The following is a 17546-nucleotide window of genomic DNA, read 5'->3' on the forward strand; positions in this document are numbered from 1 at the left end:
TAACGTGATCCAGAAAGCGAAGCTCTTGCGCATTCGCTCTCTGGATGACTTTCAATTTAAGGGCATTACCTGAGGTGAAAATGAGGAAAATCCTCGGGTTTGCAACCGTTGGCAACGAGAGGTGTCGGTTTGCAAGCACTCAATCACGGATTGAAAGCTTTCTTCACATCAATGACAACCGCCCTGTAGCCCATGGTTCCCTTGAGCGCCATTTCAAAGACGGGTTCCTGGCCGCCGCGCTTAAATTCCGTGAGGATTGGTTCTCCGCCCTCAGCGAGCTTTCTGGAAGCCCAATAAACGACAAGCGAATCATGATCAGCCTGATACTCCACGGAAGATGTGATCGCACTGTAGAGCTCGTGACCGCGTTTTTTGCCGTACTCCCAGATCTGTTCAACCGTGCCTTTCTTTTCATCAATGCGGTACATCACCGCTCGGCTGTATTTTTCCGCTGCATTCTCCGGCTGCTGAAAAGCGCGGCCGTCACCATTGTCAAACACCGTGAGCACAGTGACTCCGGGTTCACTCAGCTCATCGACTTTCCAGCCAGTATGCTGTGTCCACGTCCAGTCAAATTCACCTTCGCAGCGTCCGATGCGGCAAGTAATAGGCTTGCCGCCGGCATCCACTGGCGTAAGAACTTTACCTTTGAGCTGATCATTCCATCCGTTCGGCGCCGAGAGAATCCACTTAACCGCCTTGTCTCGCCCGATCTTGATAACAGCAGACTGGTGACGGCTCGAAATAATGATCGAATCGTCGGCAGGATCGTAGTCAACCGAATTGACGTGCGCCCAGTTGCGGCCGGCTCCCGTCCCAGGAATATCGCCAAAGGCATTTTTGGCTTCAAGCTTGGCGAGCTGTTCGGCAGAAAGCGTTTCACCCGTTTTGGAGAGGTCAACGTTGAGGCAGACCGCCCCCTGGTCAATAGCCTTTAAAACAATGCTGCGGTTGGGATCCAGGATTTCAAAAAGACGCCACTCGTCAACCACTCGGCCGGAGGCGTCGACTTCAATCACAACGTCTCGCACCGTATGTACGTGAGTGCCGTCTGCACGGCGAAGATCTGCTGAGGAAACGCGCAGGAAATAGTGTCCGTTCGGGCCTTCGGCCATGGCGTGGCTGAAGTCTGCATAACCCTCTGGCAAACGTCGATTGAAAATTTCACGTCCGAGCAGATCATATTTGGCATAGGTCTGACCATAACCGAAGGAGAGTGCACCGTCGGCATTCTGGTGAAAGCCCATCATGAGTCCTGCCCGATAAATGCTTCGCGGATCGTAAATCGCTTGCGGCTGCAGGAACCAACGCACCTCTCCCTGCGTATCGAGAATGGCGTTCTGCGGATAAGAATTCCATTCCAGTGCACCGCCTGAAGGATTGTTCCAAACAGCACGCTTGCCCTTGGGGGAGCTTCCCATCAGGTTGTTGCACAAGTAGAGGCGATCAGCGAATTCCTTTGATGCAGGCTTAATGATTTCCGTTTCAAACGTCCTGACTGGGCGCCCCTTTGTCCACGCAGGATCCAGATAAACGGGTGGCGTCCAGATACGGTAAGTTTCTGCCTTTTCCGTGAGTTTTCCGCCCTCGCGCTTCGTCCACGTCACCTCAACTGTATTGAGATACTCCGGATAAAGGCCAAAGACCGGGATGCCGCCATAGGTGCGCAGCGTCGTTGGCCCTACATCGTAGGCAATTTCAACGCCGCCCTTTTTCGGCACGACGCGTACATGAGCCTTGGTGAGCACCACGCCGCCATTTTTGATGACTGCCGTGAGCGGCGCGATGTCGTAGGGATTGCCAATCACCTCGCCCAATTCACCCTGCTGAGGAAAATCCACTTTCAATCCGCTCGGACCGCCTGCGGCGAATGCCGCACGCGGGAACTGTGAAAGAAAAAGTGCTGAACCGGCTAGGCCGCAGAGCGTTCGACGGGAGATCGGGGATGTGGGCATCTTCGACATAAATTTTCCTTCTTAGCAGCTCATTGAGATTTGCGGCTTTGCGCAGAACGCATGCCGCTCAATCTTTGATTATCACGGCCCAACTTGACCCGAGCCTGAAGACCTCTGCGTTAAAATGGCGCGATTTCCCGGACGAGCCCTATTTCGGTCCTCTCCGACCGCAGCTGCCGTCCGGTTTTCGTGCCTTTTTGAACTTTCAGAAACCTCCAGTCATGGCGCTTAATCCTCTTACCGCTCTCTCTCCGCTCGACGGCCGCTATTCCCGCCAGTGCGATCCCCTGCGCGGGATCTTTTCCGAATACGCCTTCATGAACGCACGCGTACGCGTTGAAGTCGAATGGTTGATTGCACTCTCCGAAGCCGGTTTTGCGGAACTGCCGCATCTCTCCGATCACGGCAAAGCATTCCTGCGCGGCCTCGCAGAGCATTTTTCGCTTGACGACTGCGCTGCGGTGAAAGAAATCGAAAAGACCACCAATCACGACGTCAAGGCCGTTGAATATTGGATCAAAGGACAGGTTGCTCACGACGAAGAACTCAAAAATGCCGCTGAATTCGTGCACTTCGCCTGCACAAGTGAAGACATCAACAACACGAGCCATGCTCTGATGCTGATGAAGGGCCGTGACGCTCTGGTGGCCTTCCTTGAAAAGATCCACGGCATCATCGCCAACTACGCTCACCAGTGGGCCGAGATCCCGATGCTTTCGCGCACTCACGGCCAAACGGCTTCACCCACGACCGTCGGCAAGGAATTCGCCAATGTGGCAGTCCGCCTTGCACGCGTCGTTGAAGCCATCAAGTCCGTGAAGATCCTCGCCAAGATGAACGGAGCCGTCGGCAATTACAACGCACACCTGATTGCCTATCCGGACTTCGATTGGGAAGCCTTCTCGAAAAAAGTTGTTGAAGAACGCCTGGGCGCAGTGTTCAACACCCATACAATTCAGATCGAGCCGCATGATTACATGGCCGAACTCTTTCAGGAAATCGAGCGCGCCAACACCATCCTCATTGACTTTGACCGCGATGTCTGGGGCTACATCTCAATGCATTTCTTCCGTCAAAAGCTCAAGGAAGGTGAAGTCGGCTCTTCCACGATGCCGCACAAAGTCAACCCGATCGACTTCGAAAATTCCGAAGGCAATCTTGGTCTAGCCAACGCTGTCCTCGGACATCTGGCCGGCAAGCTCCCGATTTCGCGCTGGCAGCGCGATCTCACGGACTCGACCGTGCTGCGTAATCTCGGCGTTGCCTTCGGCTATTCATTTGTCGGGTACAGCGCACTTGAACGCGGTCTCGGCAAGCTTCAGGTAAATGAAGCTCAGATCGCTGCTGACCTCGACGCTGCTTGGGAAGTGCTTGCTGAAGCCGTGCAAACCGTCATGCGCCGTTACGGAGTGCCGCATCCCTACGAGCAGCTCAAGGCGCTCACGCGCGGCAAAGACGGCATTAATCAGGAAACGATCCGCTCCTTCATTGCCGGTCTCGACATCCCTGCTGACGCCAAGGCTCGTTTGATGGCCCTGACGCCCGCCACCTATATCGGCAAGGCCGTTGAGCTTGCCCGCCGCTGCTGATCCTTCATTGAACAGCACCCTCCGGAAGGAAACTTCCGGAGAAAAGCAAAAAGGCAGGAACTTCCCTTTTCAAAGAGGGAGCCTGCCTTCTTTTTTTATTCAAATACCCGTTGCGGCCAATGGTGTTTGCTTTGCTCACATAATGACAGCGGATGCCTTCACCAGCGCCCAAACTTGACTGCCGGGATGAAGACCAAGCTCCGTCACGGATTGCCTGAGAATACGCGACACCAGACGCCCCTCGCCATTCGGACACTTCAGTTTCACCAACTGGTACGCGGGTTCGCTCGGATGCGCAGCAATCTCCTCTACTTCAGCCTGAAGGCGATTGCGAATTGAAATGCTGTCGGGTTTTTCCACGGCAATACTCACGTCGCGAGCCAATACACGCAGACGCACCTGACTGCCCATTGCCAAAGATGCCATCGGCGTTTCAAATGTCCAGCCCCCCGCATCAATGCAGCAGGTCTTCCATTCGTTGCTTAAAGATGAAACCTTTCCAGAAAGCACAACCGATGCGCCATTTTCCGTTTCAATCGGCATCTTCACATCGGCCAGCACCTCGGCAAGCGGGCCTTCACGCCGAACCTTGCCGTCGGCCATGACAACAAGCTTGTCCGCCAAGCGAGTCATTTCATCGGCCGAATGCGTCACATAGAGCACGGGAATGCCCAATTCATTCTTGAGTTTTTCTATCCACGGAAGAATCTCACGCTTGCGTGCAAAATCCAACGCTGCCAATGGCTCATCCATCAGCAAGATCTCCGGCCGAAGGCAGAGCGCCCGCGCAATGGCGCAGCGCTGGCGTTCGCCGCCCGAGAGCTCCGTTACGCGGCGGGTAAGAAGATGACCAATCCCGAGGAGTTCAACCGCTTCGGCAAGCCGCTCTTTGCCATCAGGCACTTTCGTTCGCTCAAGGCCAAACGTCAGATTCTTTTCAACTGAAAGATGCGCAAAAAGACTCGCTTCCTGAAAAACGTAGCCAAGGCTGCGCTCGTAAGTCGGCCGAAAAATTTTGCGTTCATCGTCCTGCCAAATTTCACTGCCAATACGCACCAAACCCCGTGCACGCTCCAAACCGGCCACGCAGCGCAGCAGTGTTGTCTTCCCGCACCCTGACGGGCCGAAAAGCACGGTGATGCCCTTTTGCGGAATCCCGATGTCGGCCTCCAGCGTGAAGCCCGTGGATCGCACGAGATGCAGACGTGCTTCGCCGAAATTTTCCTGTGTCATGACGCGCTCTTATTCGCCGCCCCGGCGCTTATTGAGAAGATTCAGACTCATCAGCACAATGAAACTGAAGATCAGCATGCCGCCAGCGAGCACATGTGCCTGTGCATACTCCATGGCTTCAACGTGCGTGTAGATTTCTGTTGAAACGACCTGCGTTTTCCCCGGGATATTGCCTCCGATCATCAGCACGACGCCAAACTCTCCGATGGTGTGGGCAAAAGTCATCAGAATCCCGGTAATGATGCCTGGTCGAGCAAGCGGCATGACAACGTTTATAAACGCATCAAAAGGATGGCAGCGCAGCGTTGCGGCAACTTCCATCGGCCGATCACCGATGCCCTCAAAGGCTGTCACCAAGGGCTGCACCATGAAGGGCATCGAATAAATCACCGACCCGATGACCAGTCCGGGGAAGCTGAAATTAAAGGTTCCCAGCCCGAGCGACTCCGTGAGCATCCCCAAAGGACCGTTAGGACCCAAGGCAACGAGGATGTAAAAGCCCAATACGGATGGCGGAAGTACGAGCGGCAGCGTGACTACCGCATTGACTGCCGGGCACCAGCGGCTCTGGCCGCGAGCCAGCCACCAAGAGAGCGGCAGCCCTATGAGCAACAGCACCAAAGTCGTTACGGCCGCAAGCTCAAGCGAGAGCTGCACTGGCGAGAGCGATACGCCTTTGAGGAGTTCCAGAAAGTCTTTAAGCATTGGAGATGAAGCGATCTGAATCGTTTCAGAATATGAAAAACCGGAGAGAAGCCTTAGCAGAATTCTCTCCGGAAAAAGAGCATCCGTCTCAAGAACGCACTGATCATTGGAGGAGCCGCTTATAAAGGGCTGCTCCTCCCTGCCCTGCGCAGGGCAAGTGTTTTTTACTTGGCCGTGCCGTAGCCGTAGGCATCACGGATAGCCGTGGCTTCCTTGCTTTCCTTCAGGAACTTCAAAAAGCGCTTGGCGCCTTCGTTGTTTTCACCCTTCTTAAGGAGCACGGCGTCCTGCTTGATTTCACTGTAGAGATCCTGCGGGATGACATAGCCGGAACCCGAAACGAACTTACCGTCCTTGAAGCACTGCGAAAGCGCAATGAAACCGGCTTCAGCATTGCCGGTCTTCACGAACTGATAGGTCTAGCCAATGTTGTCGCCCAAAACGGTCTTGCCTTCAACCGCTTTTTCCAGACCGAGGGATTTCAACGTCTGGTAGGCAGCCTCGCCGTAAGGCGCAAGCTTCGGATTAGCAATGGCCACATGCTTGACATTGGCAGAATTGAGCACGCCGGCAACGTCGTTCTTCACCAGATTGGCATCGGACGACCAGAGCACAAGTTTGCCCACTGCATAGGTAAAGGGAGTGCCGGCGACGCCATGGCCTTCAGCAACAGCCTTGGCCGGAGTCTTGGCATCAGCCGCAAGCAGGATGTCAAACGGAGCGCCATTCTTGATCTGAGCATAGAACGCACCCGTAGCGCCAAAGGACAGCACGAGCTTGTCGCCCGTCGCCTTTTCATAAATCGGCTGAAGATCCTTGGCCGGAGCCGTGAAGTTGGCGGCAACAGCCACATGCACTTCTTCAGCAGCGACAGCAAAGGAGCAAACAAGCGCTGCGGCAGCAACGGCGGCGCCGATGATGGACTTCTTCATAATGACAATCTCAAAAGAATGAATTCGGGATCAAAATCGTAAGAACGGCAGACAGAAAGTGCTTTTAGAGCTAACTTCGTTAAAATCTTGTATGCCGCTCCGCTATTCACGAAAAGAATAGCGACTTCAGCCGTTTTCGACAAGTGTTTTTCCGCATTTGAAGCATCATGTCCCTATCCGCGCAAATCCGATCCAACGCACTCGCCGATCCCAAGCTTCTCAGCGACATACTGAGCGAAAAAACGGACCGTCGAATCGACATCCTGCGGCGCATTGCCGATGTCGGCTCCATCTCGGAAGCTGCACGAAGCGCGGGTATGAGCTACAAGTCAGCCTGGCAGGCAGTCGAGACGCTTACTAACTTGGCCGGCACGCCGATTGTCGAGAAAGTGGTGGGCGGAGCAAATGGCGGCGGCACTCAGCTCACCGCAACCGGCCGCCTGATTCTCGACCTTTCCGACGAACTCGCCCGGGCACGTCGCCAAGTGCTCGAAAAGTACAACGCCGCCGACGCAACGGCCCCTGGACTTCTTGCACGCGCTACTGCGAGCTCCCTGCAGACCTCCATGCGCAATCAGTTTCCTGCCCGCATCACGGTCATGAAACTCGGCGCGGCATTGGTACGGCTCATTTTGCGGATTGACGACACGCATCTGCTCAAAGCGTCCGTAACCAAAGAAAGCGCTCAGCTCCTCGGTCTTCGCGAGGGAATGGAAGTGCTTGCGCTCACCAAAGCGACGGGCGTGGAGATTTCCAGCGCTTTCCCCGAAGACCCCAATGCCATTGACGACAACTTAATTGTGGGTGAAGTGATTCGCAGCGAGCGTGCCGGCAAGGGCGGAGAATGCTCTATCCGCCTGCCGTCAGGCATCGTCATCGTTGGCTTTGCGCACGGCAACCATGGGCTAAAGCTTCATGACCGCGCTGTCGCACATATCCCGCCGTCGTCCATTGTCATTGCAATCGCCGGATAACGCATTGATCGGTCAAACCAAACGGTTTGTTAAGTCCGGCTGAACAACTTTTAGTCAACGCATCAGATATTGATGATTGTCAAATCACCGGCTTCTCCACTAACATCTGGATGCATATCATTACAACCTAAATTATTGGGCTCAAACCGCCCATTTTGACCCCGGCTTAGCGACGGCACAACTAAACAACAGTCGCATCAAGCCGTAACAACAAGCAAAGGTCCCGCAAATGGAAAAGAACAGCGTTTGGTATCTCGCCGGCATCTGCCTGATCGGCGTCGTGATCGGCATTATCTTTGTCGGCGTGCTCACGAGCGTCGTGCACTGGGCTGGCACGGAAAAGTTCTGCGGCGAATTCTGCCATTCGATGGACGTCACTTATGCCGCCTATAAGAAGGGCGATCACTTCCGTACGGCTTCCGGCGTGACGGCTGGCTGCTCTGACTGCCACCTGAAGAATGAATCTAATCATTTTGTCGGTCCGATCGACTACACCGCCCTCCTGATCGACAAGGCCATCGCTGGCTCGAAGTCGCTCTTCGGTGAAATCCGCGGCACGATGAGCACCCCGGAAAAGCAGATCGAAAAGCGTCCTGAAATGGCTACTGCCGTTCATCAGCAGATGATTGACCGCAACTTCTCCGCCTGCCGCGGCTGCCATGACGTCGAACGCATGTATGACCCCAAGAAGCCGCTCATCGGCGCCATCCACAAGGGCATGGGTCCCAATGCTGAAAAGAAGGTTGACTGCCTCGCCTGCCACCCGACCGCTGGCCACAACTACGGCTACGTGATCCCGTTCAAGGCTGCCGCCAACTAATCTGACGCAGCTCCAAAGCGCAAAAATCCCGGTTCTCCATGAGGCCGGGATTTTTTGTTGCCTTCATCCGATCATTTCTCGTTGCATGCCTAACCGTCCGAGCGCCTGCGGTTTCTTTAGAATTCTTCGAAATGTTTGAATCCACTGCAGCCCGCCGGGCAGTTTGACCGGCCGGCGCTTTGACTTGAAGGAACTTCATGTCTCAGACCATTCATCGCAGCGACTACCGCGCTCCTACACATTTGCTCGAAGACATTCAGCTTGAATTTGATCTTAATGCTGAAGAAACACTCGTTACGAGCACCTTTACCGCTCGTCCTAACCCTGAAAGCAAAGACTCTTCTGGCGAACTGCATTTGAACGGCGAATCCTTGACGCTCAAATCCGTTGAAGTCGACGGTCAGCTTCTTGGTGACGAACAGTTCAAAGTGGACGCCCACGGTCTCATCATTCCGGGCATCAACGGCAAGAAAACCGTGAAAATCATCAACACGATGAGCCCGAAAGCGAATACCGAACTTTCCGGCATCTATGCTTCCGGCCGCTGCCTGATGAGCCAGTGCGAATCTCAGGGCTTTCGCCGCATCACCTATTTCCTCGATCGACCGGATGTGCTTGCCCGCTACACGACAATCATCCGCGGTTCGACGGAAGATTTCCCCGTTATGCTGTCAAACGGCAATCTGACCGAAGACCGCATACTCGAAGACGGCCGCCGCGAAGTGGTCTATGTTGATCCATTTCTCAAGCCCTCCTATCTTTTCGCATTGGTAGCGGGCCATCTCGTCTCCCGTGCCGACAAATTCCAATTGAAGGACGGCCGAGTCGTTGACCTCTCTGTTTGGGTTGAGTCGCAGGATCTTGACAAGACTGAGCACACGCTCGAAAGCCTGAAACGCGCCATCCGCTGGGATGAAGAGCGCTGGGGGCTGGAGCTCGACCTGAACGACTTCAAGATCGTTGCTACCAACGATTTCAATTTCGGGGCCATGGAAAATAAGGGCCTGAACATCTTCAACTCTCGCTGCGCGCTTGCCAACCCAACCGTGGCAACCGATGCGGATTATCTGCGCATTGAAGGTGTCGTCGGTCACGAATACTTCCACAACTGGACGGGCGACCGTGTAACTCTGCGCGATTGGTTCCAGCTCACTTTGAAAGAAGGGCTGACGGTATTTCGTGATCAGGAGTTTTCCGCCGATATGCTCGGCTCGCCGTCTGCGCGTGCCGTACAGCGCATCCATGACGTAGCCTTCCTGCGTGCAGCGCAGTTCCAGGAAGATGCCGGTCCGATGGCGCATCCAATTCGTCCGGAAAGCTACCAAAGCATCAATAACTTTTACACCACGACCGTTTACGAAAAGGGTGCAGAAGTTATCCGCATGCTTCAAACACTCCTCGGCCGTGAGGTATTCCGTCAGGGCTTTGACGAGTACATTCGCACGAACGACGGTCATGCCGTCACCTGCGAAGCCTTTTTGGAAGCCATGAGCAAAGCCTCGGGCCGTGATCTGTCACAGTTCCGCCGTTGGTATTCACAGGCCGGTACGCCCCGCGTCGTTGTGCGCAGCCGCTGGGATGAAGAAAATCATCGCCTCACGCTCCTCGTGGATCAATCCACGCCGGCCACACCCGGTCAGCCGACCAAGCTCCCGCTCTTAATTCCGTTCCCTGTAGCCTTCTTGTCGCCCTCTGGCGAAGAGATGCCTGTGCAGCTTGCTTCCGAGGATGAAGCGCCGCTCCCCGGCACTCGCATGTTTGAACTGACGCAGGAACATACCGAGCTCGTATTCGGCGGCCTTGCGGTCAAACCGGCCGTATCCCTCAACCGAGGCTTCGCGGCGCCGGTAATCCTTGATCAGGGACTTTCTGACGAAGAGCTTGCTTTCCTTGCGCGTCATGAAACGGATCCCTTTAATCGCTGGGATGCGATGAATCGGCTGCTCATCAACGCCGTGCACACCCAAACCCGCGCCAAACTACTGCGCACACCCGAAGAAGTGTCGCCGCTCGTTATTACGGCCGCCCTTGAGGTTTTGAAGAATCCGGACCTTTCGCCCGCCTTTAAAGCCGCTGCGCTCTCACTGCCTTCGGAAAAGCTTGTCGCCGAAGAGGATCCGCTCATTGATCCGCAAGCCATTCATGCCGGCTGGGTTGCCGTCCAGCAAGCCATCGGCGAAAAGAACGTTTCCGCATTTCTTGAGGCCGCTCACGACAATGAAGTAACCGGCCCCTATGAACCTACGCCTGAGAAGGCCGGCATGCGCTCACTGAGGAATCTCTGTCTCGCCTACGCCCATGCCGCCGGGAATCCGCGGGCCGCGATCATGCTCAAGGACCAGTACCAAACCGCCAACAACCTGACCGATAAGCTGGCTGCTCTCCAAACTATGGTGAATTCCCAGACGCCGGCCAAGTCCGACATGGAGGTTGATGCGCTCAAGCGCTGGTATAACGAGCCGCTGCTCATCAACAAGTGGCTCACCATTCAGGCCACCGCTACCTCGTTCCCGGGCGAGCCGCTCGTTCTGGAGCGCGTGAAGGAGCTGACGAACTGCGAGTTCTTCTCGATCAAGAATCCCAATAACGTCTATGCACTCCTGTGCGCCTTTTTCCAACAGAATCCGGCTGAATTCCATCTGGCTGACGGCTCGGGTTATGAATTTTGGAAAGACATGGTTCTCAAGCTCGATCCGATCAACGCTCAGGTCGCTGCCCGCGTCGCCCGCTCGCTCGACAACTGGCGGCGCTATACGCCGGCCCTTGCCGAGAAGATGCACGATGCTCTTGAAGCCGTCTACGCCAAGAAGTCTGAGCTCTCGCCTAATGTGGCCGAGATTATCGAAAAGGCGCTGAAGAATCCCCTCTGATATAAAAGGATCCCCCCAAAGTGACTCCGCTTTCTCTTCAAGAATATCTCTCCCGTGAAATCGGTTATGACGCCGAACGCATGGACGGTACGCCCGATCCGGCACTCGCTCGTCTGATCACCGGCATCTCCGAGGCCTGCAAGGAAATCAGCGCCAAAGTTCGCGAAGGTGCTCTCGCCGGCGTACTGGGTCTTGCCGGCAGTGAAAATGTTCAGGGCGAAGACCAAAAGAAACTCGACATCATCTCCAACGACATTTTTGTGGAGGCTGTCTCCCGTACCGGAAGCGTCTGCGGCATGGTAAGCGAGGAAGTACCAGAACCCATCGCTGTTCGTGATGATCTTCCGCTCGGTCCTTATCTTGCCTGCTTTGACCCGCTTGACGGTTCAAGCAATATCGACATCAACGTCTCCATTGGCTCGATTTTCGCAATTCTTCCGGCACGTGAAATCAAGCGTACGCCTGAAACGGCTGATTTTCTGCAGCCGGGCACAGCGCTTGTTGCTGCCGGCTACTGCATGTACGGTCCGCAGACGATCCTCGTCCTCACCATCGGACGCGGCGTCGTGATGTTTACCCTTGACGATGAGACGGGTATATTCCGTCAGACTGCAGCCGATGTAACAGTCCCTCGCGAAGCTGCCGAATTTGCCATCAACATGTCAAATCAGCGCTTCTGGGAGAAGCCCGTACAGCGCTACATCAGCGAACTTCTGGCCGGCAAGGACGGCCCCCGCGGCAAGAACTTCAACATGCGTTGGATTGCCGCGATGGTGGCTGAAGTGCACCGCATTCTGATGCGCGGCGGCATCTTCATGTACCCGCGAGATTCCCGCAATCCCGAACGCGCGGGCAAACTTCGCCTGCTTTATGAAGCCAACCCCATGTCGATGATCATGGAGCAAGCCGGAGCCGCCGCTACGAATGGGCATGTGGCCATCCGTACAATTAAGCCGACCTCTATCCATGAACGTGTTGCGGTTTTCCTCGGCGCCGCTGAGGAAGTTGAACGCGCTACCGCATACCACGAGGATTGATCTGCAGTTTTTTTCTGAGCGCAGGCATTATCAAAAAAGCTCCGAAGGTCTACACCGTTCGGAGCTTTTTTGTTTTGAAAGCGTTTCCAGCGCTTAGAAGAGCTGCCCAAAAAGCTCCTTTGTCTTTTTTTCATCCTTCACTTCGCCAGGCGCGGCAGGAAGTACGTTTGAGACCTTTTTTTCGATTTCCAAAAGGCGCTTACTCACGGCGGACTGAGCGGCATCCTGCTCGGCCTTGATTTGATCGCGCAGCACTGCTGCAGCACGATCATGCTGATCGCTTTTTTCTCGAATCAGCTTTGCCGTTGCTTCTTGCTGCTGCGTGACGAGTGCCTCCATGCGGGCAAAACCTTCACGGACTTCTCGAGCAAGCTCATTGACACGGTTTTTATCGGCTTCTGCCGCTTCAGCTCGTGCATTGCGGGCTTCTTTGTGAGCCTGTCGAAGTTCAACCACGACGCTTGCCTGCTGCCAAAGATTGTAGAAAGCCTGAAGCACGACAACGATTCCGAATGCTGCCGCAACAATCACACCCAGAGGCGCTTGAATTTCTTGGTAGACCAGATTGACCGTCATGTCTTGCGAGAGTGCAGACCAATTGATCACGAGGAACACGGCCAGCAAAACGAGGACAAGGAGCATGCAGAGCGTGCGGAGCTTCACTTTATTTCTCCACTATGGGGAAGGAAATCAACCTTCTTATAATACCGCGTGGCCGCCGACGGCCGCTTTGGAGCAACGTGTCATCCTTTAAGAAGATGCCGCCGAAGACTCCCCAAAAAGCTTTCATTCTTTGAGTTAGTAGTCATGAAGTTCGATCCTCGCTTCCCGCGTCTGCACATCGTCGACCACCCCTTGGTCCAGCACAAACTCTCCCTGATGCGTGACAAGCGCACGAGCACTCGCGACTTCCGCGAACTTCTTACTGAACTGGCTATTTTGATGGGTTATGAGCTCACTCGCGATTTCCCGGTTGCCCTTGAAGACATTGAAACGCCGGTAGCCAAATGCAAGTCGCCCATGCTTTCAGGCAAAAAGTGCGTGATTGTTCCGGTACTTCGCGCGGGTTTAGGCATGTCTGACGGTCTTCTCACACTGATGCCTTCGGCCCGTGTCGGTCACATCGGTCTTTATCGTGATGAGAATCACCGTCCGGTCGAGTACATGGTGAAGCTTCCGGATCTTGACGGCCGCACCTTCATCGTCGTCGATCCGATGGTAGCCACGGGCTATTCGGGCGCGCACGCCGTTGATGTACTTAAGAAACGCGGTGTCCCCGGTGACTCTATTCGCTTCATGGCACTCGTAGCTGCCCCCGAAGGCGTTGAAGTTTTCTCGAAACTTCATCCCGATGTTGATCTCTACGTAGCCTCTCTTGACGACCACCTGAACGAAAATGCTTATATCGTTCCAGGACTTGGTGACGCCGGCGACCGCATTTTCGGCACGAAGTAATTCGGCAGCAAACTCTCGCAGCGCCGTTACTCAGCAAAGAGCCCTCCGACAATGTTCGAGGGCTCTTTTTATATCCGAAGACGAAGCACTTACTGCTTTATCTTTCTTCTGTTTACATAAAACTGTTTGTCATTAAAGTATCTTCAATGCGTCTCGAAAGGGGACTGAGTATTGCAATATGAAAACAGCATTTTTTGAACATGAAAAATAGGTGTAATCCCTTTAATCGAGAAATATTCATGTCTAACAGCAAGATTAATATAGGTATATATGCGTAATAATGATGGTACAAAGGGGTTGTAGCCGATTTACTCGATTTTTTATATTGATATAAGTCAAGTAATGATCGTCACAATGGATTCATCATTCGCACGAAGCAAAAAATATTTATCAGGTGTTTCCGAAGCGTCAGCTTCGCCGCCTCCATTTCTCGATCTTAGGACAGTCAATCATGACGACCCCTGATTCCATCAAGTATGCGCATACGCCTTCGGCCACAGACAATGTCTGGGGTGTCGGCCTCAAAGACGCCAAGCGTCAGAGCAAGTGCACCGCCCGTCTCGACGTGGCACAGTCCGTCACCGGTCTGATCCTCGGCATCTTCCTTTTCTGCCACATGGGCTTTACTGGCTCCGTGAATTTCGGCAAGGACCTCTTCGCCAACCTGATCGCCACCTCCGGCGGCGTCTGGCTTGACGGTGCAGACCACGCCTGGATGCACGTCCTCTTTGTGGGCTTCATCTTCTTGTGCGTAATCATTCATATGTTCTGCGCACTTCGCCGCTTCCCGACTTCCTACAAGAAGCTCCACGATCTGCACTCGCACGTCAAGCTTGTCCACCATGAAGACACGACCCTCTGGTACGTTCAGCTGATCACGGCCTTCGCACTCTTCTTCCTCGTGTTCCCGCATCTGATGACGATGCTCACGAACCCGCATGGCTTTGACCCGAACCTCATCGGTGTCCATACCTACCACAACGGCCTCCTCTACACGTTCATCTTCCTCGTGTGCACGGAACTCCACGGCATGATTGGCCTCTATCGCCTTGCCGTTAAGTGGGACATCTTCGCAAAGAACCCCGACAGCAAGATCATGGACCAGCGCGCCGCCACGGACCGCACGGGTCTTCGCAAGGGCATGCTCGTCGTTGCCCTGCTGATGATCGTCGGCGGTTCCATCACGATGTGGACGAACTACTCCATCGGCGCAGACCAAGTTGCCAAGAACGCCGAAGCAGAACGTTATGTCGTTCCTGCTGAAGCCAACTGGTACGCTCCCGCGAAGTAACACCTAACGTCGTTCTCCTTCCCCCGAAGTTCTGCTTCGGGTGGCGGCGATGTAAAAAGCTCCTGCAGTTCATGAACTGCGGGAGCTTTCCTTTTGTGCTTCCGGCAGCGTCGAAGTCAACGTTCTTCAAGCGAGCGCAGTCTTTGAAAACCCATGGATGACGAATAGTTCCGGCGCATAAGTTCCATACAACTGAGCACTTCAACTACTGCGGCATCTTGGCACGCTCGAGCGGCACGAAACTCAAGCAAAACGATAAGCATTCGGCCGATATGCGCTGCGCCTGCTGAAAACAACTTCCGACAGCAGATTTCGAGATTAAGCAAGGCCGCATTCCAGAAAAAGAATGCGGCCTTGCGGCATGGATCTTATTTAGCCGTCGGCAAGGTGACTGAGCCCGTCAAAGCCAGCAGCCGGAAATGCCTTAACCCGGAAGTTCAGCTGCCGCTGCAGAGAGCCACTTTTGAGCACGGGGAGACACAAGCGGCATCAGCTTATTCCGCCGCTCTGCATTAAATGCATTGAGCAGCTCTACGCCTTCGCCAAAAGGCTCTTTGAACATTCGCACATCAATAGGCAGCATCGTCAGCGCACGGAACTTAAGAAATTCTCCAAATTCCGTGGTCTGTTCCTGTTCGCAAACCATCAGGTTTTCAACACGGATGCCCCATCGCCCCGGTCGATACACGCCAGGTTCATCCGAGAGGACATTCCCTGGTTGGATGGCTACAGGCTGAGCGCGCGGCGAAATTGCCACCGGCCCTTCATGAACATTGAGAACGTAACCGACACCGTGGCCAGTTCCATGCCCGAAGTCCAGACCGTGCGCCCAAAGATCAATGCGTGCAGCAGCATCGATTTGCGCCCCAGTAGCCCCAGCAGGGAACTTTAAATGGAGCAGGCGCAGCATCGCGCGCGTAACAATTGCCGCATCGCGGCGCATCGCAGGCGACGGATTGCCAATCGGCGTCATACGGGTAATGTCGGTCGTGCCGCATTCATACTGTCCGCCGGAATCGATGAGCAGCAGCCCATCGGGCTCGAGCACCGCACCTCCGTGAATAGGGGGCGTGTAGTGAGGCAACGCTGCATTGGGGCCATAAGCTGCTATGGTTGTGAAACTCTCTTCAAAAAATTCGGGATCTTTCGCGCGCCAAGCATGCAGCATCTGCGCAGCATCAGATTCGGTCAAAACATCGCCTGCCGCGAGACGTTCGTCAAGTTCGGCATAAAACTCCGCCAGTGCAACAGCATCCTTGAGATGCGCCTCCTCGATGGCCCGAATCTCTTCGGCCGACTTCACGCATTTGAGCATCATGGCGGGCGACGCGGAGCGCACCTGCGACTCGGGCGGCACAAGCGCTGCAAGCAAACTGTTGGTGTGGTCAGGATCGAGCATCACCTGCCCACGGAGCGCAGCCGCCGCCAGCGCTTCGTGGAGCGTAGAGGGCGATACGGTCGCAATACCCGCATCGGCGATCGCCCGCGCGGCTTCTGCTGAAAGTCTTTCGGCGTCAACGAAGAGCTCTGCGCTGTCCCGTTCGACTAGCAAATAAGCCAGAAACACCGGATTGCACGGTACGTCACTGCCGCGCAGATTTGTCATCCAGGCAACATCATCAAGCGCAGAAAAAAACACGCTTTGCGCACCCTTGTCCGCCATCATGCTGCGAACAGCTTCAAGCTTCTCGACAATACTTCTGCCGGGACGCTTCATGAGTCGGATGGGACTCATGCTAAGCGGAGGACGATCGGGCCAGATATCGGCCAACGGAAGCGAGCGCTCACCTGCAAGCGCATCCGCCTCAAAGCCTAAATCCTCCAAAAGCGATCTGAGCTTTTCCGCCAAATTCAAACTCACGAGCTCCGGGTCATAACCCACGATCGAACCTTGCGGCAGGTTTTCTTCGCACCATGCCGTAACGTGATCGAGAAAAGACCCAGTCAGCCGAATCAAGGCAATTTCCGCCGGCAACTGCTTTTCAGCCTGCTCCCAATAACGGCTGTCAGCAATCAGTGCAGCATCCTCGGCCGATACGAGCAGCATGCCGGCACTTCCGGTGAAGCCAGAGAGTGCGGCACGCAGCGACCAATGGGCCGGAACATATTCACTCAGATGCGGATCAGCAGTGGGAATAATCACTGCGTCAATGCCCAGATTTTCCATGGCAGCCCGAAGCTTTGCCAAACGATCAAGTGCCTGCATGAATAGCATCCTTTAAAAGAGCTTTCGAACGATCACCGTCACAGGGAACCCCACGTGCTTTTCGCTCTCAGTGTCAGCCCCAATGCTGAGTGTGACCACTCGCCAACCTGCATCACGCATTTCACTGAGCGTCGTTGTAACACCCAGATCATCGCAGACGAGGGGCGTCTCACTCATGCGTGAGAGCACTGTCACCGGACGATCGGTTGTACAAGTAGTTTCGGAATGGTGAGGCGCGTCAAGCAGCGGGTCTCTTGTTTGTGTCGAAGATGACCCGGAATGGCCGGAGCGGCTGCCGCTGCCCGTATTCGGAGCAACAGCGCAGCCCGCAAGCACCAGTGCGGACAAAAGAACCGCGGCAAGCGCCAGTCGACGCTTGCAAGAGGGAACTGTGAAATACATCGAGAGACTGCTTCTTGATGATAGAAATGGTCTCTCGATTCTAGCTTCGCAGCGGACTGCGCTCATGCTTTAGTTAA

At 54.7% G+C, this 17546-nt stretch carries 13 protein-coding genes and 1 pseudogene; 7 read left to right on the forward strand and 7 right to left on the reverse strand.

What is annotated here, in order from left to right; all coding sequences use genetic code 11:
- Positions 1-143: 143 nt before the first annotated feature.
- On the reverse strand, positions 144-1964 hold the full coding sequence (locus DES29_RS08725; RefSeq protein WP_021994575.1) for an aryl-sulfate sulfotransferase: 1821 nt from the start codon (positions 1962-1964) through the stop codon (positions 144-146).
- A 212-nt stretch (positions 1965-2176) separates the two neighbouring features.
- Here DES29_RS08725 and purB point away from each other — a divergent pair, with 212 nt between their 5' ends.
- Positions 2177-3544 (forward strand): adenylosuccinate lyase, encoded by a 1368-nt coding sequence (purB, locus tag DES29_RS08730; RefSeq protein ID WP_046446574.1) that lies wholly within the window; start codon positions 2177-2179, stop codon positions 3542-3544.
- Between the two features lie 135 nt (positions 3545-3679).
- Here the strand turns inward: purB and modC are convergent, their stop codons facing one another.
- The 3 genes and pseudogenes from modC to modA all read right to left on the reverse strand — a co-directional run bounded on the left by modC (position 3680) and on the right by modA (position 6414).
- Positions 3680-4777 carry a molybdenum ABC transporter ATP-binding protein gene (modC, locus tag DES29_RS08735; protein ID WP_021994577.1) on the reverse strand — a complete coding sequence of 366 codons (1098 nt, stop codon included), beginning with the start codon at positions 4775-4777 and terminating at the stop codon, positions 3680-3682.
- A 9-nt stretch (positions 4778-4786) separates the two neighbouring features.
- Positions 4787-5482 (reverse strand): molybdate ABC transporter permease subunit, encoded by a 696-nt coding sequence (modB, locus tag DES29_RS08740; RefSeq protein ID WP_005432109.1) that lies wholly within the window; start codon positions 5480-5482, stop codon positions 4787-4789.
- A 164-nt stretch (positions 5483-5646) separates the two neighbouring features.
- Positions 5647-6414 (reverse strand): annotated as a pseudogene (gene modA / locus DES29_RS08745) (molybdate ABC transporter substrate-binding protein).
- A gap of 167 nt (positions 6415-6581) precedes the next feature.
- Between modA and DES29_RS08750 the strand changes: the two are divergent.
- From DES29_RS08750 to DES29_RS08765, 4 genes are all read left to right on the forward strand, one after another.
- On the forward strand, positions 6582-7388 hold the full coding sequence (locus tag DES29_RS08750) for a TOBE domain-containing protein (RefSeq protein WP_016475118.1): 807 nt from the start codon (positions 6582-6584) through the stop codon (positions 7386-7388).
- Positions 7389-7617: 229 nt separating this feature from the next.
- Positions 7618-8208: a cytochrome c3 family protein gene (locus tag DES29_RS08755; protein ID WP_016475119.1), complete on the forward strand. Its 591-nt coding sequence runs from the start codon at positions 7618-7620 to the stop codon at positions 8206-8208.
- A gap of 197 nt (positions 8209-8405) precedes the next feature.
- On the forward strand, positions 8406-11078 hold the full coding sequence (pepN, locus tag DES29_RS08760; RefSeq protein WP_021994681.1) for an aminopeptidase N: 2673 nt from the start codon (positions 8406-8408) through the stop codon (positions 11076-11078).
- Between the two features lie 20 nt (positions 11079-11098).
- Positions 11099-12115 (forward strand): class 1 fructose-bisphosphatase, encoded by a 1017-nt coding sequence (locus DES29_RS08765; RefSeq protein ID WP_016475121.1) that lies wholly within the window; start codon positions 11099-11101, stop codon positions 12113-12115.
- A gap of 93 nt (positions 12116-12208) precedes the next feature.
- Here DES29_RS08765 and DES29_RS08770 read toward each other — a convergent pair whose 3' ends face one another.
- On the reverse strand, positions 12209-12778 hold the full coding sequence (locus DES29_RS08770) for a LapA family protein (protein ID WP_021994682.1): 570 nt from the start codon (positions 12776-12778) through the stop codon (positions 12209-12211).
- A gap of 144 nt (positions 12779-12922) precedes the next feature.
- On the opposite strand from DES29_RS08770, the gene upp reads away from it, so the two are divergent.
- Both upp and DES29_RS08780 read left to right on the forward strand, forming a co-directional pair.
- Positions 12923-13570 carry a uracil phosphoribosyltransferase gene (gene upp / locus DES29_RS08775; protein WP_005432100.1) on the forward strand — a complete coding sequence of 216 codons (648 nt, stop codon included), beginning with the start codon at positions 12923-12925 and terminating at the stop codon, positions 13568-13570.
- A gap of 451 nt (positions 13571-14021) precedes the next feature.
- Positions 14022-14861: a succinate dehydrogenase/fumarate reductase transmembrane subunit gene (locus tag DES29_RS08780; RefSeq protein WP_005432098.1), complete on the forward strand. Its 840-nt coding sequence runs from the start codon at positions 14022-14024 to the stop codon at positions 14859-14861.
- 424 nt (positions 14862-15285) lie between these two features.
- Here DES29_RS08780 and DES29_RS08785 read toward each other — a convergent pair whose 3' ends face one another.
- Positions 15286-17067 (reverse strand): M24B family metallopeptidase, encoded by a 1782-nt coding sequence (locus DES29_RS08785; protein WP_021994684.1) that lies wholly within the window; start codon positions 17065-17067, stop codon positions 15286-15288.
- Between the two features lie 12 nt (positions 17068-17079).
- A complete protein-coding gene (locus tag DES29_RS08790; RefSeq protein ID WP_021994685.1) occupies positions 17080-17469 on the reverse strand; it encodes a hypothetical protein in 390 nt (129 codons plus the stop codon).
- Positions 17470-17546: the final 77 nt, after the last annotated feature.

The sequence above is a fragment of the Sutterella wadsworthensis genome (assembly GCF_003315195.1).
GTDB classification, from domain to species: Bacteria; Pseudomonadota; Gammaproteobacteria; order Burkholderiales; family Burkholderiaceae_F; genus Sutterella; species Sutterella wadsworthensis.